Source organism: Azospirillum cavernae, assembly GCF_003590795.1.
Taxonomy (GTDB): Bacteria; Pseudomonadota; Alphaproteobacteria; order Azospirillales; family Azospirillaceae; genus Azospirillum; species Azospirillum cavernae.
On the sequence record NZ_QYUL01000002.1, the window covers coordinates 228,712 to 248,440 of the forward strand.

Here is a 19,729-nt window from a genome sequence, read left to right on the forward strand (position 1 = left end):
ACCAACCATGGTCAGTCTGACCCGCATCTACACACGCGGCGGCGACGCCGGGGAAACCTCGCTCGGCGACGGCTCCCGCGTGCCCAAACACGACCGCCGCGTCGCCGCCTATGGCACGGTGGACGAGGCGAACGCCGCCATCGGCCTCGCCCGCCTCCACACCAAGGACCAACCCGCCATCGACGCGATGCTGGGCCGCATCCAGAACGACCTGTTCGACCTGGGCGCCGACCTCTGCACCCCGGAGGAGCCGGAGCCGAAATACCCCCCCTTGCGCGTCCTTCAGTCGCAGGTGGATCGGCTGGAGGCGGAGATCGACGCGATGAACGCCGATCTCGCCCCGCTGAAATCCTTCATCCTGCCCGGAGGCTCTCCCGCCGCCGCGCATCTGCATCTGGCCCGCACCATCGCCCGCCGGGCCGAGCGGCTGATGACCGATCTGGCGCGGCACGAGCCGGTGACGCCCGCCGCCCTGAAATACGTCAACCGGCTGTCCGACCACCTGTTCGTGCTGGGGCGGGTGGTGAACGACAACGGCGCCAGCGACGTGCTGTGGGTTCCCGGCGCCAACCGTTGAGGCGGCGCGCGCCCAACGCTTGGGCGACATTGACAGTGGAAACGGCAAATCCTATGGTCCGTTCGCAACCACAGCAATTTTTCGCGGTGTTCGCCCCAAAAGGCGCGCGCATAACCAGTCAGGGTGGGTTATGAAAGTTCTCGTTCCCGTCAAGCGAGTGGTCGATTACAACGTCAAGATCCGCGTCAAGGCGGACGGCAGCGGCGTTGAAACCGCCAACGTGAAGATGAGCATGAACCCCTTCGACGAAATCGCCGTCGAAGAAGCCGTTCGTCTGAAGGAAGCCGGGAAGGCGACCGAAATCATTGCTGTGTCGGTCGGCCCCACCACCGCCCAGGAAACCCTGCGCACCGCGCTGGCCATGGGCGCGGACCGCGCCATTCTGGTCCAGACCGACGCGGAAACCCAGCCGCTGGGCGTCGCCAAGGTGCTGAAGGCTTTGGTTGATCGGGAAGGCCCGACGCTGGTCATCCTCGGCAAGCAGGCCATCGACGATGATTGCAACCAGACCGGCCAGATGCTGGCCGCGCTGCTCGGTTGGGGCCAGGGCACCTTCGCCTCCAAAATCGTTCCCGGCGAGGGCAGCGTCGCCGTCACCCGCGAGATCGACGGCGGTCTGGAAACGGTGGACCTCAAGCTTCCGGCCATCGTCACCGCCGATTTGCGCCTGAACGAGCCGCGCTACGCCTCGCTGCCCAACATCATGAAGGCGAAGAAGAAGCCGCTGGAAACCGTCACGCCGGACGCCCTGGGCGTGGACGTGACGCCGCGACTGACCACGCTGAAGGTGGTGGAACCGGCCAAGCGCAGCGCCGGCGTGAAGGTGGCTGACGTCGCCGCCCTGGTTGACAAGTTGAAGAACGAAGCGCGGGTGATCTGATCATGGCCATTCTCGTCATTGCCGACCACGACAACGCGGTCCTCAAGCCCGCAACCCTCAACGCCGTCACCGCCGCCGCCAAAATCGGTGGAGACGTCCACATCCTGGTCGCAGGTCATGGGGCGCAGAGCGTCGCGGACGCCGCCGCCGCCGTCGCCGGGGTGAGCAAGGTCCTGCTGGCCGACGACGCGGCCTATGCGCACCAGTTGCCCGAAGACGTCGCCCCGCTGGTCGTCTCGCTCGCCAAAGCTGGGTACGGCCATGTGCTGGCCGCCGCGACCTCGGTCGGCAAGAACCTGCTGCCGCGCGTCGCCGCCTTGCTGGACGTCGCCGCCATCTCCGACATCACCGGCGTGGTTTCGGCGGACAGCTTTGAACGCCCGATCTACGCGGGCAACGCCATCGCCACCGTCCAGTCCAAGGATTCGGTGAAGATCATCACCGTGCGCGGCACGGCCTTTGACAGCGCCGCCGCCACCGGCGGTTCGGCGTCGGTCGAATCCGTCGCCTCGGTCGGGGCCGTCGGTCTCTCCAGCTTCGTCTCGGCGGAGTTGACCAAGTCGGAGCGTCCCGAACTGACCGCCGCCCGCGTGGTGGTGTCGGGTGGTCGCGGCATGCAGTCGGGCGAGAATTTCCCGCTGCTGGAGGCGCTGGCCGACACGTTGGGCGCCGCCGTCGGCGCCAGCCGCGCCGCCGTGGACGCCGGGTTCGTTCCCAACGACTATCAGGTCGGCCAGACCGGCAAGATCGTCGCGCCGGATCTCTACATCGCCGTCGGCATTTCCGGCGCGATCCAGCATTTGGCCGGGATGAAGGACAGCAAGGTCATCGTCGCGATCAACAAGGATGAGGAAGCGCCGATCTTCCAGGTCGCCGATTACGGTCTGGTCGCCGACCTGTTCAAGGCGGTGCCGGAGCTGACGGCGGCGCTGAAAGCGTCCTAACCGGCGCGGTCTCCGTCGATCCTCGGTCCACCCACCCTCATCCCTTCGGGAAAGCCCAATGTCCACGATCAAGAAGATTGGTATCATCGGCGCCGGCCAGATGGGCAGCGGCATCGCCCAAGTCTGCGCGCAGGCGGGCTATGATGTGAGCGTTTCCGATCTGAACGAACAGGTTCTGGAAAAATCCCTCGCCGGGATCGCCCGCAACCTCGACCGTCAGGTTCAGAAGGGCAAGATCAGCGAGGCCGACAAGGCTGCCGCGCTGGGCCACATCAAAACCGCCACCGACCTGTCGATCTTCGCCGATTCCGATCTGGTGATCGAGGCCGCGACCGAAAATGAAGCGCTCAAGCGCGACATTCTCAAGAAGCTGGTGCCCCACCTGAAGCCCGAGGCGCTGATCGCGACGAACACCTCGTCGATCTCGATCACGCGGTTGGCCGCGTCCACCGACCGTCCGGCCAAGTTCATCGGCATGCATTTCATGAACCCGGTGCCGGTCATGCAGTTGGTCGAACTCATCCGTGGCATCGCCACGGATGAGCCGACCTTCAACGCGGTGATGGAACTGACCGAAGCCATCGGCAAAACCGCCGCCGTGGCCGAAGATTTCCCCGCCTTCATCGTCAACCGCATCCTGCTGCCGATGATCAACGAGGCCGTCTACACCCTGTATGAGGGCGTTGGCGGCGTCGAGGCCATCGACACCGCGCTGAAGCTGGGGGCCAACCACCCGATGGGACCGCTGGAACTGGCGGATTTCATTGGTCTGGACACCTGCCTGGCCGTCATGCAGGTGCTCTATGAAGGTTTGGCCGACAGCAAATACCGCCCCTGCCCGCTGCTGGTGAAGTATGTCGAGGCGGGTTGGATCGGCAAGAAGTTCGGTCGTGGGTTCTACGACTACTCGCAGACCCCGCCGGTTCCGACGCGCTGATCGGACGAGAACCAACAAAAGCCCGCTCCGGCATCTCCGGAGCGGGCTTTTTTATTTGGAGTCCCCAAAAATAAGGAAGCGGCCAAGCGGGGAGCCGCTTGGCCGCGAGTTAGCCTCTGCCAGGAGAGCATAAGAGGCGGACGCACTCGGGGGAACGAGCACGCCGGGACGCCCCATCGCGGCGGGATGGACGAACGCCGCGACGGAGCGAAGTCAAACCACCAGGAAAAACCGCCGCTTAGAAAGCGAGATCGGTGCGGGCGATGAAGATGTTGCCCTTGTCGTTGGCGCCAGCGACGTCGGACGTGATCTTGAAATGGTTGAATTCCGGCCCGACCGAGAAGCCGGGGGCGATGACGTAACGGGCGCCCAGCGTGATGAGTTCGGTCTTGGCCTTGCCCGCCGCCGTCAAGCTGCCCGCGTCCTGGGCGTCGAGGTAAGCCGCGCCGATCGTGGTCGCGCCGAAGGTGTATTGCGCGCCGACGGTCCAGACGCTCTGCTTCTCGCGGCTGGTCGCCGTGGCGAGGCTGGAACGCTTGACGTAGCCGCTGTCGCCCGACCAGGCGTAGCTGCCCGCCACCTTCAAGCCGCCATAGCCGACCGACAGACCGGCCATGGTCGAGGACAGATCCTCGTAGGTCGCCGTCGAGGTCGAGGAGTTCTTCGACTTGCCGCCCGAATAATAGAGGCTGGCGCCCAGCGTCACGTCGCCGAAGGCCCCGGCGTAGTTGCCGCCCACCTCATAGATGTCGCGGTAGGCGCCCGTGATGTTGCCGTTCGGGGCGGCGGTCTTCAGACGGTTGATGTCGGTGTTCACGCTGTCGGAGTTCGGCTGATAGGTCACGCCGAACTGGAAGCCGGAGAATTTCGGCGTCAGATAGGTGAGGCGGGTCGAGCTGTTGCCGGAAATCAGCGTGCGCAGATTGCCGGTGGTGCCGGGCGAGGAGGTGTTGCCGAAATAGGCCGGGAAGGAGCCGTCGACACCGCCGGTGCCCCAATCGGACGGGGCGATGATGGCGTATTCGTCGGACAGGCCGTTCTGCATGCCGGCGCTGACGGTGCCGAAGCTGCCGTTGGCGAAGATGTACGCGCGGTCGGCGACGGTGGCGCGGTTGGCGTTCGGCGTGTCGGTGCCGAACCGGATGCGGGCGCCATATTCCAGACCGTTGTCGGCCTTGGCGATCGGGGTGACGACCAGACGCAGACGGTTGCGGAAGTCGGTGGAGCGCAGACCGGCGTCGCGGTCCTGGCCGACGAAACCGGCTTCAAAATAGGCGTCGCCGCCGACGGTGATGTCGAACTTCGACTTGGATTGCGCCATGGCCGAACCGGACGCGAGCGCGACCGTGGCTGCGCCGAGCAGCAGTGCAAAACGTGACATGTGCGTGTCCTCACTGATGATGAAGAGGTTGTTGTTCTTCTTGGGTGATGGGTGCCCGCACCGGCGACAAGACGGTGCGGGCGGTGGAAAGCCAAGCGCGTGACGCCGGTCGGATCGGTTTCGGGGTGATCGGCCCCAGCCTGACCCGTCGGCGCTCGTCGTCAGTCCGTTTCGTCGCAGCAAGCCGCCCGAACCGCGTTCTCTTCGAACAATCTTGCACACGAACTATAGGCGGTCAATAAATAAGTCACAGTGATGTATTTTATCCGCCAACTCCGCCAGCCGCCGCCAGAACGCCGTCAACGCGCCGCCACAAACCCAGCGGGTTGCCGTCGCGCAACGCCTCGGGCAGCAGGGAATCGGGGATGTCCTGGTAACAAACCGGGCGCAGAAAGCGGCGAATCGCCAGCGTGCCGACCGACGTCGTCCGGCTGTCGGAGGTCGCCGGGAAGGGACCGCCATGCACCATCGCGTCGCACACCTCGACGCCCGTTGGCCACCCGTTCGCCAGGATCCGCCCGGCCTTGCGCTCCAGCACCGGCAGCAGGGCGCGGACGGCGTCGGCGTCGGCGGCATCCATATGCAGGGTGGCGGTCAACTGGCCCTCAAGCCGCTCCAGCACCGCGCGCAGCGCCGCCACATCCGGGCAGCGGATCACCAGCGACGCCGCGCCGAAAATCTCCTCATGCAAGGCCGGGTCGCTCAGGAACGCCTCAGCGCTGCTGGTGAACAGACCGGGGCGGCACTGGTGCGGCCCAACGGTCTGTTGACCGCGCGCCAGCACCTCAACCGCCGGGTTGGCGGCGATCCGCGCCACCCCCTCGACATAGGCGGCGTGAATGCCCGGCGTCAGCATGGTGGAGGGGGCAGCCCCGCCCAACGTCTCCGCCGCCGCCGTGAGAAACCGCTCCAAATCCGGTCCATCAAGCGCCAGCACCAGACCGGGGTTGGTGCAGAACTGCCCCGCCCCCATGGTCAGCGAGCCGACGAAGCCCGCGCCCAACGCCTCGGCCCGCGCCGCCAGCGCGGCCGACAACAGGATCACCGGGTTGATGCTGCTCATCTCGGCGTAAACCGGGATGGGTTCGGCCCGCGCCGCCGCCACCTGCGTCAACGACACCCCGCCCCGGCGCGATCCGGTGAAGCCCACCGCCTTGACGCGCGGATCGGCGACCAGAGCCGCGCCGATGCGGCTGCCCGAGCCGAACAGCAGCGAAAACACCCCCTCCGGCAAGCCGCAGGAGGCCACCGCCGCCTGCACCGCCCGCCCGATCAGTTCGGACGTGCCGGGATGGGCGGAATGCGCCTTGACCACCACCGGGCAACCGGCGGCCAGCGCCGACGCGGTGTCGCCGCCAGCGACCGAGAAGGCCAAGGGAAAATTGCTGGCCCCGAACACGGCGACCGGCCCCAGCGCGATGTGGCGTTGGCGCAAATCGGCGCGCGGCAGCGGCGCGCGGGTCGGTTGCGCCGGGTCGATGCGGGCCTCCAGCCAACTTCCCTCACGCACCGTGCGGGCGAACAGGCGAAGCTGGCCGACAGTGCGCCCACGCTCCCCCTCCAATCGGGGGCGCGGCAGGCCGCTTTCCGCCATGGCGCGGACGATCAACTCATCGCCGATGGCCAGAATGTTGGCGGCGATGGTTTCCAGGAAGACGGCGCGCGCCTCCAACCCGGTTTCGCGGTAGAGGTCGAACGCCTCCCAGGCCAGCGCGCAGGCGCGCTCCACCTCGGCGGCCCCGCCGCCGCCAAAGCCCGGCTCCAACGCCGCTCCGGTCGCCGGATCGATGGCGTGGAATTCAGTCTCGGCGCCGCGCAAGGCGGTCGCGCCGATCAGCATCTCGCCACGGATGGTCATGGTCGCAATCCCAAAGCTGTCCCGTGGCGCGAGCCGGGGACCAACTCCCCAGCGCGCGCGAACGGGTGAAACAGAGTGAAACAAACGGTCTTAAAGCGGTTTGACGGCCCGGTAAGGCGTGTCCGCCGTTCCCAACGGGTTGCGCAGAGGCCGACCGAAATCGGCGACCTCGATCTCCATCACGTCGCCCTCGGCGATGCGCAGCCCGTCGCTGAAGCTGAGCGTCGCGGTGCCGAAGCAATGGACATGCACGTCGCCCGGACGGCAGAACAGCGGGTATTTGAAGTGGTGGGCTTCCAGATTGGCGATGCTGTGGCACATGTTGGATTCGCCCGACAGGAAGGGCTTCTCCCAGATCACCGCGCCATCCCGCAGCACCCGCGAGGCCCCGCGCAGATCGGTCGGCAGCGCCCCGGTCAGCAGCTCCGGCCCGACCGCGCAGGCGCGCAGCTTGGAATGGGCGAGGTAGAGGTAGTTCTGCCGCTCCGTCACATGATCGGAAAACTCGTTGGCGAGCGCGAAGCCCAGCCGGTGCGGCGTGCCATCCGGGCCGATCACATAGATGCCCGCGATCTCCGGCTCCTCGCCGCCGTCCAGCGCGAAGGAGGGCGAGGCCAGCGCCGCGCCCGGCGCGGTCAGGATGGAGCCGTCGCCCTTGTAGAACCATTCCGGCTGAACGCCAAACTCGCCGGGTTCCGGGCGACCGCCCTCCACGCCCAGGCGGAACATCTTCATCGAATCGGTCTGCTTGGCCGGGTCGGCCAGATCCTTGTGCATCTTGTCGCGCCCTTCGGCGCTGCCCAGATGGGTCAGACCTGTGCCGGTGACGAACAGATGCGCCGGATCGGGATGGTCGATGGGCGACAAGAGACGACCATCGGCCTCGACCGCCGCCAGATCCACGACGTCGCCCAAGCCGTGACGCTCCACGACCACCGCCAGCCCGACGCCGTCGGCGATGGCCTCTTGCGCCAAGGCGAAGGTGGACGCGGCGTCGTTGACCAAGCGGGCCACGCCGTCATCCCCAGTTGCGGCCACCACGCGCGCGCCAGCGGCGTCGAGACATTGCACCAGCCTCATCAATCCTGTCCTCTTCTCAAACGATGCTCGGCGCCCCGAAACGACCCGGGGGCAAGCCCGTGACGCCGGGGGAGCAGACAAACACGCCACCGGCCAACGGCTCATGCGTCCGTTCATGGGCGGCGGTGGTGATGACCAATTGGTCCAGAGCCGGACCGGCGAAAACGCAGGAGGTGACGCGCGAGGCCGCCACGCGAACGACGCGGTCCAGCGTTCCATTGGGCTGGAAGCGGCTGACCCGTCCGCCGTCCCAATGGGCGACCCACAACCCGCCCTCGGCGTCGCAGGTCATGCCGTCGGGGTAGCCGTCGGCCTCGGTGAAGCGGATGTGGACGCGCTTGCCGGTCAGGCCGCCGTCGGCGGCGACGTCGAAGGCGTAGATCCGCCGGGCGGCGCTGTCGGTGTGGTACAGAACGCGCCCGTCCGGCGACAGGGCGGGGCCGTTGGCCACAACATAGCCCTCGTCCACCCGCGTGACGTCACCGTTGGGATCCAGACGGAACAGGGAGCCGGTCGCCACGCTTTCGGCATCGTCCATGCTGCCGATCCACAGGCGGCCCAGCGAATCGGCCTTGGCGTCGTTCAGGCGGTTGCCCGGCGCGTCGGGATCGAGCCGCGCCAACTCCGCGACGATCTCCACCTGCGGGCCATTGAGGCGCAGATGGACGACCCGGCGGGAGCGCAGACCGGCGACGAAACCATCGCCGTCAGCGCGCTGAACCAGCCAGCAGGCCGCGTCCTCCAGCGCCCAATCCCGACCCGTTTCGCCGACCATGTCCCAACGCAAGATGCGGGCGCCGCGAATGTCCACCGCGTAGACCGCGTTCTCGTCGGGCGCCCACAGCGGTCCTTCGCCCAACACGGCGCGGGCGGGCCAAACGCAGCGCGCCTCAATCGTCATCCCGCCGATGGTCATCCGCTCGCGCCCTCCCCCGCCTTGCGCCGCCTTTTGCAGGCCGCGTTGCTTTGTTTACGAGACAAACGATAAAGCCCGATCCGATAACCGTCCAATATGAATGTTTGCTATAACGATACCTGTTTGGCTATCATGACGCCGCCTTCCCCGACCGGAGTCTCCGCCCTTGGCCCCGCCGCGTTTCCCCGCCGACTGGTTCCAACGGGTGCGGCTGAAGCTGCGCCATCTCCAGCTTTTCATGGCGCTGGAGGAGCACCGCAACCTGCACCGCGCCGCCGCCAGCCTGAACATGTCGCAACCCGCCGCGTCCAAGCTGCTGGGCGATCTGGAAGACATGTTGGGGATCGAGCTGTTCGACCGCCATGGCCGGGGAATTGAGCCGAACTGGTACGGCAGTTTGATGATCCGCCACGCCCGAATGATCCTCAGCGAGCTGAAGGAAGCCGGGGAGGAGTTGAACGCGCTCCAGGCCGGGCACAGCGGACGGGTGTCGATCGGCACGGTGATGGCCCCCGCCGTCGAGCTGGTGGTGCCGGTCGTCAGCGCGATGACGCAGGAGCATCCCGGTCTGAAAATCGCCGTCGGCGTCGAATCGAGCGACGTGCTGGCCGAGCGGGTCCATCAAGGCACCATGGATTTCGCCATCGGCCGCCTGCCCGGCGGCATGGATCCGCTGACCTTCGTCTATGAGGAGATCGGCGACGAGGAGCTGTGCTTCGTCTGCCGCGACGATCACCCGCTGCTGGATCTGGGCCGCGACGTGGTGGTCGAGGATCTGGTCGGGGCCACCTGGATGCTGCAACCCGTCGGCACGCTGCTGCGCGAACGGGTGGACGCTCTGTTCCGCTCGCGCGGCCTGCCGCCGCCGCAACGGGTGATCGAAAGCGCCTCTCCGGTCATGTCGATGGCGATGATCGCGCAAACCGACTCGCTGACCGTCTTCGCCCGCGCTTTGGCCGAGCTGTACTCCACGCCGGGCCGCTACGCCATCGTGCCCTTTTACAAGCGCTTCAGCGTTGAACCTTATGGGATTTTTCGACTGCGCGAACGCCCGCTGTCGCCCGGCGCGCAAACCCTGCTGACCGCGCTGCGCGCCGCCGCCATCGGCAAGGGGCTGGGCCGGGGGCCGACGCCGACGGATCTGTGACGCTCTTTTCCCGACTGTGAAAAGACGCGAGCGCTCGCTTTGATTTTCATGGGCATCACCTTCGCCCTGACTGGCTTTGCCCGCGTCGATTCTTGCCCGCCGCCAGAGCGGAGCCATCTCCTCTTATTATAAGGAACTGTTTTACCGCCTGGGGTTCCCACGTTAATCTTTGTCCGCAGAGACGCAACCCGCGCCCTTCGGCGCGCGTTCACCAGCCTGGCGCGGATGAGCGAAGCATTGGGAATGTCGATGGACACAGGCCCCTACGCCCTGATGGCCGACCTGCTCGACAGCGTCAATGTCGGGCTGTGTCTGTTCGACGACGGCGATCACGCCCTGCTGTGGAATCGCACCTTCCTCGCCCTCTTTCCCGAACATGATGGGCACATTCGGGTGGGCGAGCATTATTCGGCCAATCTGCGCCGCTTCTACATGGGGCGACTCGACGCCGACGAGTTGCCGATGATCGACCGATACATCGCCGAAGGGATCGCCCGCCACCGCAGCCAGAGCCAACCCTTCGTCTTCGTCCATCGCGGGCAATGGGTGCGGGTCGCCTCGCTCCCCATCGACGGGCAGGGCCGCATCCGGGTGTGGACGCCGTTGGCCTCGCCCACCGGCGGCACGCAATGGGAACGCCCGACCGGCGGTCAAGCCGCCAGCCCCGAAAACAGCTTTATGGAGCATGTCGCCGATGGCGTCATGCTGTTGGACAGTCAGGGTCTCATCACGGCGGTGAACGAGCCGATTCTGTTTCTCTACAACCTGCCGCACAAGGCCGACGCCATCGGGCTGCGGTACGAGGAGTTGCTGAGCCGGGTGTGGAACGGCGACGCGGCCCGACTGTCGGCGACGCTGGTGGAGCGCCAACGCTTCCCCGGCGCTCCGTTCGAGGTGGAGTTGCCGCACAATCGGTGGCTGCGCGTGGTCGAGCAGCGAGGGGTGGAGGGCCGCGCCTACAGCAGCCATGTCGACATCACCGAGATGAAGCGGCTGCAAAGCGCGGCGAACGCCGCCCGCGAAGAGGCGGATCGGGCCAACGCGGCGAAATCGCATTTCCTGGCGATGATAAGCCATGAAATCCGCACGCCGATGAACGCCATCATCGGCATTGGTCGAATCGCTCTGAAATCCGCCCAGGAGCCGGCCCAGCGCGGCTATTTGGAAACCATCAACAATTCCGCCGGGCGGCTGTTGGGCATCATCAGCGATCTGCTCGATTTCTCGAAGATCGAAGCGGGCAAGGTGCAGATCCTCACCCAACCCTTCGCCTTGGACGAAGCGCTGGAACCGCTGTGCGATCTGATCCTGGGCAGCCCTGGAGCCGAACACGTCGAGGTGACGATTCGCGTCAAGCCGGGAACGCCCGACCGGCTGATTGGCGACCCGCTGCGCCTCAGCCAGATTTTGGCGAATCTGACCAGCAACGCGCTGAAATTCACCGAACGCGGCGACATTCTGATCGAGGTGGAAGAGATCGCGCGGAGCGGCGACCGCGCCACACTGCGCTTTTCCGTCACCGACACCGGCATTGGCGTCGATCCGGCCCAACAGGCCACCCTGTTCCAACCCTTCGTCCAGGCCGATGATTCAACCACCCGCCGCTATGGCGGCACCGGGCTTGGCCTGTCGATCTGCAAACAACTGGTCGATCTGATGGGCGGCTCCATCGCCCTGTCCAGCGCGCCGGGCAAGGGCAGCCGCTTTTCCTTCGAGGTGACGTTGGGGGTCGACGCCGCCGCCAACGTCCCCACCCCCGACCGGGGAGCCGCGCGGATTTTGGTGGTCGACGATCACCCCGCCGCGCGCGCCGCGCTGGTCGAGATGGTCAACGCGCTGGGCTATCAGGCGACCGCCGCCAATTCCGGCCCGGCGGCGTTGCTGGCGGTCGATCAAGCCGCCAGACAGAACGCGCCCATTCACGCCGTTCTGCTGGATTGGACGATGCCCGGTTGGGACGGCGCGTTGACCGCCGAACGGCTGCGCACCAGCCGCCGGGCGGCGGGGGTTCCCGTCATCCCGATGATCGCCGCCACCGCCCGCCACACCCTGTTTTGGCCCGCGCGCGGCGGTGGGCAGACCGACGTCCTGTTCAAGCCGGTTGTTCCGGGGCGGCTGCGCGCCCGCTTGGCGGAGATTTTGCGCCCGCTGGGCGGCCCCGCTCCTGACGCCGTTTCCCCCATCCGTCCCGATCTCAGCCGCCTGCACGGCGCCCGCGTGCTGTTGGTGGACGACAACGCCCTGAACCGCGAGGTCGCCCTGCATCTGCTGGCCGAGGCCAAGGTCACGGTCGATGTCGCGGAAGACGGCGTTCAGGCGGTGGAACGCGTGTCCGGCGGCGATTATGATCTGGTCCTGATGGACATCCAGATGCCGGAAATGGACGGGCTGGAAGCCACGCGGCGCATCCGCCAGATGGAGCGTCACCGTCATCTGCCCATCGTCGCCATGACCGCGCACGCCATGTCCGACCATCGACAGGCCAGCCATCAGGCCGGGATGAACGACCATCTGACCAAACCAATCGACCCGGATCTGCTGCACAAAACGATGATCCGCCTGATCGACCCGACGCGATTGGCGAGCCGCCAAAAATTCGGCGCGGCGTCGGGAACTGACGCCCAGCCCCAAGAGCGGGCCTTGGCGCCGACGTCCAGCGACGACTCGGGCCAAGCACAACCGCCGTCGTTGGACGTCGGCGCCAAGGCCCGCCGGATAGGGCTGGATTGGGACGCGGCTTTGCGGCGGGTGGATGGCGACGTCGCCATCTTACAAAAGCTGATTCGCAGCTTCTGCAAGGACATGGCCAGCTATGGTCAGGAGTTGAAGGCGGCGGCGGCGGCGGACCAAACCGAACGGATTCGCTTTCTATCGCACGCCCTGCGCTCGTCCGCCGCCTACATCGGGGCGATGGCGCTCTCTTCGCTGGCAAGCCGGACCGACGAAACGGCTCGGACCGGACATCGCCCGCTGGCGAACAGTCTTGCCGACGAATTGGCGACGGAACTGGAACAGGCGCTGGCCACGCTGCCAACTCTGTTCGCCGCCCCCACGCAGACGGAAACCGGCGACGGCGCCAATCTGGAACCGGCGATTCGCCACTTGGTCGACCGGCTTGAAAACGCCGATCTGCGGGCCGAGGATGCGTGGAACAAACTGCGCGCGCTGCTCACCCCCGCGCACCGGGATTTCGCCGAGGCGTTTCCCGTGCTGCTTGACGATCTGCGCTACGCCGAGGCGCTGGACCGCCTGCGCCGTTTCGCCGCCAGCCAGGGCGTTGATTTGCTCTCCCACCCCCAATGATGGCAACGCTCCATCACAACACGACTTTCTTGGGCGATTTTTCTGGAAAACCGCGCCCGAACACCCGACCTTGGCGGGAAGCGGACTCAAGCGCGCAGGGGACATCATGAAAGCGGCGGACATCCGAACGACATCCAAACCCTGGTTGCGATCCAGCGCGCTGGCCTTGGTCTTGACCGCCGGGATGCTGGGACACGCCCTCGCCCAAACGCCGGTCCCCCCGCCTGCCCCAACACCGGCTGAACCATCCAGCGAAGCGCCCGCCGCAGCCCCCGGCTCCCTGATGGCCCCGATGTCCGAGACCGAGACCGCCAGCATGGGATGCGCGCTGGCGGCGGGCGCCGTCGGTCTGGCGACCTTGACGGCGGGCGGCGTCGCCTTCATCGCGGCGGAGGCCGGAGCCGGGGCCGGCGTCACCAGCACGGCGGTGGCGGTTCCCGTCGTCGTCGCGACCATGGCCGCCGGGTGCAATCTGGGCGCCTTGGCGACCCCCGCCTTTTTGTGGCTGAAGCACCAGGGCCACACGCTGGGCAGCGCGGCGACGGCCCTATGGACGGGCGGCGGCCCCTAACCGAAATTGCGACGCGGCGTCAGCCCTTGCTCTTCCACAGGGTGATGATCATCACACCGGCGACGGTCAGCGCCGCGCCCACCACTTGCAGCCATCCCAACGGTTCGGCCAGCACCAGATAGCCGAAGATCGCGGCGCTGACCGGCCCCAAGGCCCCGGACAGCGCCACCAGCGTCGCGCCCACCCGGCGCAACGCCTCGGCGGTCAGGAACACCGGCAGGACGGTGCACAGCGCCGCCATCACCGCCGACAGCCCAAACACCTCCTGCGGCAAGGCCAGCGCCGACAACGGGCGCAGGACCAGAAACTGCGCGATGCAGCACAGGCACGCCGCCGTCATGGCGTAAGCGGTGAAACGCATCGACCCGACCCGCTGCACCACCTGCGAACTGCCGACCAAATAAACCGAATAGAGAAAGGCCCCGCCGAAGACCAGGGCCGCGCCGACGGCGAAATCGGGATTGCCGGTTCCCACCTCCGACCAGACGACCAACCCGACGCCCGCATAGGACACCAGCAGCGAAACGACCTCGCGCAAACCGATTCGTTTGCCGAGGAACAGCGCCGACAGAAGGACGACGATGGTCGGGTAGAGGAACAGCAGCAGCCGTCCCATTCCGGCGCTGACGTAACGCAAGCCGAGAAAATCGCAGAAACTCGCCGCGTAATAGCCGGTGACGCCCAAGCCGATGGTCAAGGCCAGATCACGGCCCGACACCCGCCCCCGCCCGCCGCGCCAGCTCTGCCACGCCGCCACCCCGAGGAAAAAGGGCAAGGCGAAGACCATGCGCAGCATAATCAGCGTCACCGGATCGACGCCGTAACCATAGGCCAGCTTGATGATGACCGGGCGCAGGGAAAAGGACAGCACCCCGCCGACGGCGAAGGCCACCCCGATCCATTGGTGCAGCGACAGAGCCGACCTTGCGGCGACGGCGGACGGCAAGGCGGAGGAGGACGACACGGCTTTCAGCGCTCCAGAAACAGGGAGGGCCATTCAACCACCCCACGACGCGCTTGGCTTGCGCCATGAGCGTCGCGGGGCATGACGCCACCCGGTCCCTGGATTGCGTGGGCCGCGTGTTGGGGCGGTCGCCCCAACACGTCAATGCCCAACCCCATCAATGCCCAACCTGGTCAATGATTGTCGCGCGGGATCCCCATGGTCTGGGCGACGCGCTGGTACTTGACCGCCGGTTTCAGCACCATGCCCTCGTCGAGCTGATCGACGATGCCGCGCTGGATCTCCTGCCACGGCGTTTGCGAGGCCGGAACCTTGTAGCCGCCCGCCGCGTCGAGCGCGGCGCGACGTTCCGCCAGCTCCTCATCGCTCACCAGAATGTCGGCGCTGCCGCGCCGCAGATCCAGCCGCACGATGTCGCCGCTGCGCAGGATCCCCAGATTGCCGCCCGCCGCCGCTTCCGGCGAGGCGTTCAGCACCGACGGCGACCCCGACGTTCCGGACTGCCGCCCGTCGCCGATGCAGGGCAACGAATGGATCCCCTGCTTGATGAGGTAGGCGGGGGGCCGCATGTTCACCACTTCAGCCGCGCCCGGATAGCCAAGCGGCCCGGTCCCGCGAATGACCAGGATGGTGTAGGCGTCGATCGCCAGCGCCGGATCGTCGATGCGGTGGTGGTAATCCTCCGGCCCGTCGAACACCACGACCTTGGCCTCGAAGGCTTCCGGGTCGGCGGGGTTGGACAGGTAGCGGTCGCGGAATTCCGGCGAAATGACGCTGGTCTTCATGATGGCGCTGCCGAACAGATTGCCGCGCAGCACGACAAACCCGGCGTTGTCCTTCAACGGCGCGTCGAACGGCCAGATCACCCGGCTGTCCAGGATCTCTTGATCGCGGCAATTGTCGCCGATGGTCTTGCCGTTGACGGTCATCGCGTCTTCGCGAATCAAGCCCTTGGTCATCAACTGGGCGACGACGGCGGGAACGCCGCCCGCCCGGTGGAAATCCTCGCCCAGATATTCGCCAGCGGGCTGGAGATTGACCAGCAGCGGGATTTCATGCCCCTCCGTCTGCCAATCATCGACGTTCAGCTCCACGCCGATGTGCTTGGCGATGGCGTTGATGTGGATCGGCGCGTTGGTGGAGCCGCCAATCGCCGAATTGACGACGATGGCGTTGTGAAAGGCGTCGCGGGTCAGAATGTCCGACGGCTTGATGTCCTGGCGGACCATCTCGACGATGCGCTTGCCGGTTTCATAGGCCGCCTGCTGGCGTTCGCGGTAGGGGGCGGGGATCGCCGCCGAACCGGGAAGCTGCATGCCCAGCACCTCCGCCAACGAGTTCATCGTCGAGGCGGTGCCCATGGTGTTGCAATAGCCGGTGGAGGGGGCCGACGAGGCGACCAGCTCCAGAAAACCCTTATAGTCGATCTCGCCCGCCGCCATCATCTGGCGGGCCTTCCACACGATGGTGCCGGACCCCGTGCGCTCGCCCCGGAACCAGCCGTTCAGCATCGGGCCGACCGACAGCGCGATGGCCGGGATGTTGACGGTGGCCGCCGCCATCAGACAGGCGGGGGTGGTCTTGTCGCAGCCGATGGTCAGCACCACGCCGTCGAGCGGGTAGCCGTACAGCACCTCGACCAGCCCGAGATAGGCCAGATTGCGGTCCAGCGAGGCGGTGGGGCGCTTGCCGGTTTCCTGAATCGGGTGGACGGGAAACTCAATGGCGATGCCGCCCGCCGTGCGGATGCCCTCGCGCAGCCGTTCGGCCAGAACCAGATGATGACGGTTGCAGGGGCTGAGGTCGGAACCCGTCTGGGCGATGCCGATGATCGGCGCGCCCGATTGCAGCTCTTCCCGCGTCAGGCCGAAATTCAGATAGCGTTCGAGGTAGAGCGCCGTCATGTCGGGGTTGTCGGGGTTGTCGAACCACGCGCGGGACCGCAGCCGCTTTCCCTCGGTCGCCGTGGACCCGTCGCCAAAGGCGGATGCGGGGTTGGCGTTGGTGGGGTGGGACATGGGGTGCTCCTTGTCGGACATCGCGAATTGCCAGTGTCGTCGTTGTTGGGCGTCGCTCTTGGGAGCAAGCGCCGATGGATGGGAAACAGGCCGGATGCCGGGCGTCAGGCCGCCCGCATCTCGGCCAGGAAATGGGACACGCGGCCCCGCAGTTCGGTCGCCTCGCTCGACAGCCCGTCCGCCGCCTGCCACACCCGTTGCGAGGCGTCGCCGGTGGCGGAAAAGGCGCCGGTCACACCGGCAATGTTGTCGCGGACGTCCTGGGTGCCGCGCGCGGCGCGCTGGATGTTGCTGCTGATCTCCTGCGTCGCCGCGCGCTGTTCGTTGATCGCGGCGGCGATGCTGGTGGAGATGTCGTTGACCTGGGCGATGACCCGGCCAATTTCGGTGATCGCCCCCGCCGCCTCAGCGCTGACGCGCTGGATGGCGCCGATCTGGCTGCTGATGTCTTCGGTCGCCTTGGCGGTCTGGGCGGCCAAGCTTTTGACCTCGCCCGCCACCACGGCGAATCCCTTGCCCGCGTCGCCCGCCCGCGCCGCCTCGATGGTGGCGTTCAGCGCCAGCAGGTTGGTTTGCGCGGCGATGCCGCTGATGAGCTGCACCACGTCGCCGATCTGGCGGGCGGCGTCGGTCAGGCCGCGCACCGTGTTGTCAGTGACGCGGGCGATGGACACCGCCTGTTCGGCCACCTGCGTGCTCTGGGCGACCTGCTGGCCGATCTGGGCGATGGAGACGGACAATTCCTCGGCGGCGGCGGCGACGGTTTCGACGTTGCCGGTCGCCTCGCTCGACGCCTTGGCCACCGCGTCGGCCTGTTGGGTGGTCTGGCGGGTTGCGGTGAGGATGCCGTCCGCCGTCGCCTGCAACTGACCGGCGGCGTCCGACACGCGGCCCAGCGATTCCACCGCCAGCCGGTCGAACTCCTGCGCCAAACGGTCGATCCGCTCGCCCCGGCGGCGGCTGGCCTCGTGCTGGCTTTCCTGTTCGGCGGCCAGACGGTCGGCCTCGATCAGCTTGGCCTTGAAGACCGCCACCGCCTTGGCCATGCCGCCGATCTCGTCGCCGCGCTCCAGGCCGGGCACGGGGATGGCCCGGTCGCCGTCGGCCAAGCGGGTCATCGCGTCGGTCATCGCCACCACCGGGCGGGACAAGCTGCGCCCGATCAGCAGCGCCGCCAGAAAGCCCAGCAGCAAGCCGCCCGCCGAGGCCCCGATCAGCGTCCGCCGCGACGCCGCGATGAATTCCATGGTGTCGTCGCGCAGCGTGCGCACCCGCTCCACCCCCTGGTCGGTCAGCGCGCGCGCCTGTTCGCCCACCGAGGATCCCAGCGGCAGCAGGGCGGTTTCCACCAGCTCGTCGCGCCGGGTGGTCGCCGCCACCACCTTGTCGAACTCCACGCCATAGCTGGCCAGCGCCTTCAGAAAGACGGTGGCCAGACCGCGCCGACCGGGATCGGTCAGGGTCGCCACCATCGCCTCTCCCTTCTGGGTGGCGTTCTTCAGCTCCGCGCGGGTGGCCGAGGCCAGCCCGGACGAGCCTTCGCCCAGATAGCGCGCGCCAACGATGCGGGCCGACAGGAAATGCCCCATCGACAGGCTGGCCAAATGCAGCGCCTCAAGATCGCCGCTGGTCTTGGCCCCGTTGACGATGGTGTTGAGCGTGGTTTGCAGGCGCGAGCCGATCTTGGCCACCTCCGCCGCCGCCGCGACCCGTTCGGCGTGCGCCTCTTGGACCGAGGCGAAGGCGGCGCGGTAGCGCGTCATCTCGTCGTTCATCTTGGCCGCCGTCTCGCGCAACGCCGGATCGCCGCCCGTCGCGACCGACTGGCCGATGAGGTCCGTCGCCTCCGTCGCCAGCGCCTGGACCGCCGTCGCGTCCTCCTCCCGCCCGTTCAGAAGGAAGGCGGTGGCCTTCAACCGCATGTCGAGCATCAGCGTCTGCATCCGACCCAGATCGTTGGTGCGCTTGCCCAGCGCGCTGTAGGTGTCCACGACCTCCCCGGTTTCCGACAGGCTGGAAATCCCGATCCCGGCGACCACCACCAGGAACAGCAGGATTCCAGCGCTACCGGCGGCGATCCGAGGACCAACCCGCAATCCGTTGACGAGGTTCATGGCTCCGCTTCCTTATCCTCAGAACATCCCGCTCTACCAGTCGAACGCCGCGACCGACCGGCGGCGGCCGACCGAATAGGCGTCGGCGATCAAATGCAGCGGCGTCGCGTCCACGTCGCTGACGCCCCGGTCGATCAGGTCGCGGAAATGGCGGTAGATGCGGCGGTATTCGGTGTCGGGTTCGGCGACCGTCACCACCCCGTCCACCGCCAGACTGGCCCCGCCGCGCGTCAGATCCAGCCGACGCCCGTCGGCCATCTCCACGACGATGCTCCAGGTCTGTTCGCCCAGTTGGAGAAAATCAAAATGCGCCGTCACCGGGCCGCTCACCGCGTCCGAAGCCGGGCGGAAATCCAACCGCGCCTCAATCGGCGTGTCGCGGTTCTCCGGGACCAGCAGCTCGGCGGCCTGGACGAAGACCGGAACCGGCAGGATGCGGGTCAGGATCGACAGGGCGTTGATGCCGGGGTCGAAGACGCCGAAGCCGCCCGCCGCGAAGATCCAATCCTGCCCCGGATGCCAGCGCCGCACATCCTCCCGCCACGTCACCGCGACCGAACGGATCCCGCCCCCGGCCAGCAGCGCCCGCGTCGCGTCCACGGCGGGGTTGAACTGGGAATGCCACGCGGTGAACAGCGTGCGCCCGGCCCGTTCGGCCTCGCCCGCCAGATCATGCAGCTCCGACACCGTGGCGGCGGGGGGCTTTTCGATCAGCGCGTGCTTGCCCGCCCGCAGCGCCTCGACCGTCAGGCCGTGGCGGACGCCAGGCGGCGTGCAGATCGCCACCGCGTCCAGGTCCGGCAGGGCCGCCAGCATCTCGGCCTGGCTGCGGAAGGTCGGCACGCCCGGCAGAGTGACGCCTTCCGGGCTGACCAGCGCGGCCAGATCGAAGCGCGCGGTTTCGGCGATGGAGGGCAAATGCTGGTCGCGGGCGATCTTGCCCACGCCAACAAGGCCGAGGGTCGGGTTGCTCATGTGGCGTATCCTGGAAACGGCGCGCGGGAATGGAACGGGGCGGCGGCGAGGCCGCCCGTCCCGC

Annotated in this window: 15 protein-coding genes; 7 read left to right on the forward strand and 8 right to left on the reverse strand. The window is 67.2% G+C overall.

The genetic code is table 11. From position 1 onward, the window contains the following. Positions 1-7: 7 nt before the first annotated feature. The 4 genes from D3877_RS12475 (at position 8) to D3877_RS12490 (ending at position 3,338) form a co-directional block, all read left to right on the forward strand. Positions 8-577: a cob(I)yrinic acid a,c-diamide adenosyltransferase gene (locus D3877_RS12475; protein ID WP_119831130.1), complete on the forward strand. Its 570-nt coding sequence runs from the start codon at positions 8-10 to the stop codon at positions 575-577. 130 nt (positions 578-707) lie between these two features. After that, on the forward strand, positions 708-1,457 hold the full coding sequence (locus D3877_RS12480; protein ID WP_119831131.1) for an electron transfer flavoprotein subunit beta/FixA family protein: 750 nt from the start codon (positions 708-710) through the stop codon (positions 1,455-1,457). Between the two features lie 2 nt (positions 1,458-1,459). Next, positions 1,460-2,401, forward strand: a complete 942-nt coding sequence (locus tag D3877_RS12485; protein ID WP_119831132.1) for an electron transfer flavoprotein subunit alpha/FixB family protein — start codon at positions 1,460-1,462, stop codon at positions 2,399-2,401. A 58-nt stretch (positions 2,402-2,459) separates the two neighbouring features. Beyond that, entirely contained in the window at positions 2,460-3,338 is an 879-nt protein-coding gene (locus D3877_RS12490; protein WP_119831133.1) for a 3-hydroxybutyryl-CoA dehydrogenase, read from the forward strand. A 238-nt stretch (positions 3,339-3,576) separates the two neighbouring features. Here D3877_RS12490 and D3877_RS12495 read toward each other — a convergent pair whose 3' ends face one another. The 4 genes from D3877_RS12495 to D3877_RS12510 form a co-directional block, all read right to left on the reverse strand. Beyond that, on the reverse strand, positions 3,577-4,719 hold the full coding sequence (locus D3877_RS12495; protein WP_119831134.1) for a porin: 1,143 nt from the start codon (positions 4,717-4,719) through the stop codon (positions 3,577-3,579). Between the two features lie 262 nt (positions 4,720-4,981). Then, the gene (locus tag D3877_RS12500) at positions 4,982-6,577 is read right to left on the reverse strand and encodes an aldehyde dehydrogenase (NADP(+)) (RefSeq protein WP_119831135.1); all 1,596 of its coding nucleotides are present in this window, start codon (positions 6,575-6,577) and stop codon (positions 4,982-4,984) included. 90 nt (positions 6,578-6,667) lie between these two features. Continuing rightward, positions 6,668-7,657: an AraD1 family protein gene (gene araD1, locus D3877_RS12505; protein ID WP_119831136.1), complete on the reverse strand. Its 990-nt coding sequence runs from the start codon at positions 7,655-7,657 to the stop codon at positions 6,668-6,670. A 16-nt stretch (positions 7,658-7,673) separates the two neighbouring features. Further along, the gene (locus D3877_RS12510; protein WP_238474869.1) at positions 7,674-8,573 is read right to left on the reverse strand and encodes an SMP-30/gluconolactonase/LRE family protein; all 900 of its coding nucleotides are present in this window, start codon (positions 8,571-8,573) and stop codon (positions 7,674-7,676) included. Between the two features lie 166 nt (positions 8,574-8,739). Between D3877_RS12510 and D3877_RS12515 the strand changes: the two genes are divergently transcribed. From D3877_RS12515 to D3877_RS12525, 3 genes are all read left to right on the forward strand, one after another. Then, entirely contained in the window at positions 8,740-9,720 is a 981-nt protein-coding gene (locus tag D3877_RS12515) for a LysR family transcriptional regulator (RefSeq protein ID WP_119831137.1), read from the forward strand. A 243-nt stretch (positions 9,721-9,963) separates the two neighbouring features. Beyond that, positions 9,964-13,023: a response regulator gene (locus D3877_RS12520; protein WP_158599907.1), complete on the forward strand. Its 3,060-nt coding sequence runs from the start codon at positions 9,964-9,966 to the stop codon at positions 13,021-13,023. Between the two features lie 292 nt (positions 13,024-13,315). Further along, positions 13,316-13,594, forward strand: coding sequence for a hypothetical protein (locus tag D3877_RS12525; protein ID WP_147395182.1), 279 nt, complete (start codon positions 13,316-13,318; stop codon positions 13,592-13,594). Between the two features lie 19 nt (positions 13,595-13,613). Here D3877_RS12525 and D3877_RS12530 read toward each other — a convergent pair whose 3' ends face one another. The 4 genes from D3877_RS12530 to D3877_RS12545 form a co-directional block, all read right to left on the reverse strand. Next, positions 13,614-14,591 (reverse strand): DMT family transporter, encoded by a 978-nt coding sequence (locus D3877_RS12530; RefSeq protein WP_119831140.1) that lies wholly within the window; start codon positions 14,589-14,591, stop codon positions 13,614-13,616. 140 nt (positions 14,592-14,731) lie between these two features. Further along, positions 14,732-16,576 carry an IlvD/Edd family dehydratase gene (locus tag D3877_RS12535; protein WP_119832412.1) on the reverse strand — a complete coding sequence of 615 codons (1,845 nt, stop codon included), beginning with the start codon at positions 16,574-16,576 and terminating at the stop codon, positions 14,732-14,734. Between the two features lie 104 nt (positions 16,577-16,680). Next, on the reverse strand, positions 16,681-18,690 hold the full coding sequence (locus tag D3877_RS12540; protein WP_119831141.1) for a methyl-accepting chemotaxis protein: 2,010 nt from the start codon (positions 18,688-18,690) through the stop codon (positions 16,681-16,683). Positions 18,691-18,723: 33 nt separating this feature from the next. Continuing rightward, on the reverse strand, positions 18,724-19,665 hold the full coding sequence (locus tag D3877_RS12545) for a Gfo/Idh/MocA family protein (protein WP_119831142.1): 942 nt from the start codon (positions 19,663-19,665) through the stop codon (positions 18,724-18,726). Positions 19,666-19,729 lie beyond the last annotated feature (64 nt).

Coding starts and splice junctions, on each gene's coding strand:
- D3877_RS12475 (WP_119831130.1), top strand. CDS start 8: ATGGTCAGTCTGACCCGCATCTACACACGCGGCGGCGACGCCGGGGAA.
- D3877_RS12480 (WP_119831131.1), top strand. CDS start 708: ATGAAAGTTCTCGTTCCCGTCAAGCGAGTGGTCGATTACAACGTCAAG.
- D3877_RS12485 (WP_119831132.1), top strand. CDS start 1,460: ATGGCCATTCTCGTCATTGCCGACCACGACAACGCGGTCCTCAAGCCC.
- D3877_RS12490 (WP_119831133.1), top strand. CDS start 2,460: ATGTCCACGATCAAGAAGATTGGTATCATCGGCGCCGGCCAGATGGGC.
- D3877_RS12495 (WP_119831134.1), bottom strand. CDS start 4,719: ATGTCACGTTTTGCACTGCTGCTCGGCGCAGCCACGGTCGCGCTCGCG.
- D3877_RS12500 (WP_119831135.1), bottom strand. CDS start 6,577: ATGACCATCCGTGGCGAGATGCTGATCGGCGCGACCGCCTTGCGCGGC.
- araD1 (WP_119831136.1), bottom strand. CDS start 7,657: ATGAGGCTGGTGCAATGTCTCGACGCCGCTGGCGCGCGCGTGGTGGCC.
- D3877_RS12510 (WP_238474869.1), bottom strand. CDS start 8,573: ATGACCATCGGCGGGATGACGATTGAGGCGCGCTGCGTTTGGCCCGCC.
- D3877_RS12520 (WP_158599907.1), top strand. CDS start 9,964: ATGTCGATGGACACAGGCCCCTACGCCCTGATGGCCGACCTGCTCGAC.
- D3877_RS12525 (WP_147395182.1), top strand. CDS start 13,316: ATGTCCGAGACCGAGACCGCCAGCATGGGATGCGCGCTGGCGGCGGGC.
- D3877_RS12530 (WP_119831140.1), bottom strand. CDS start 14,591: ATGGCCCTCCCTGTTTCTGGAGCGCTGAAAGCCGTGTCGTCCTCCTCC.
- D3877_RS12535 (WP_119832412.1), bottom strand. CDS start 16,576: ATGTCCCACCCCACCAACGCCAACCCCGCATCCGCCTTTGGCGACGGG.
- D3877_RS12540 (WP_119831141.1), bottom strand. CDS start 18,690: ATGAACCTCGTCAACGGATTGCGGGTTGGTCCTCGGATCGCCGCCGGT.
- D3877_RS12545 (WP_119831142.1), bottom strand. CDS start 19,665: ATGAGCAACCCGACCCTCGGCCTTGTTGGCGTGGGCAAGATCGCCCGC.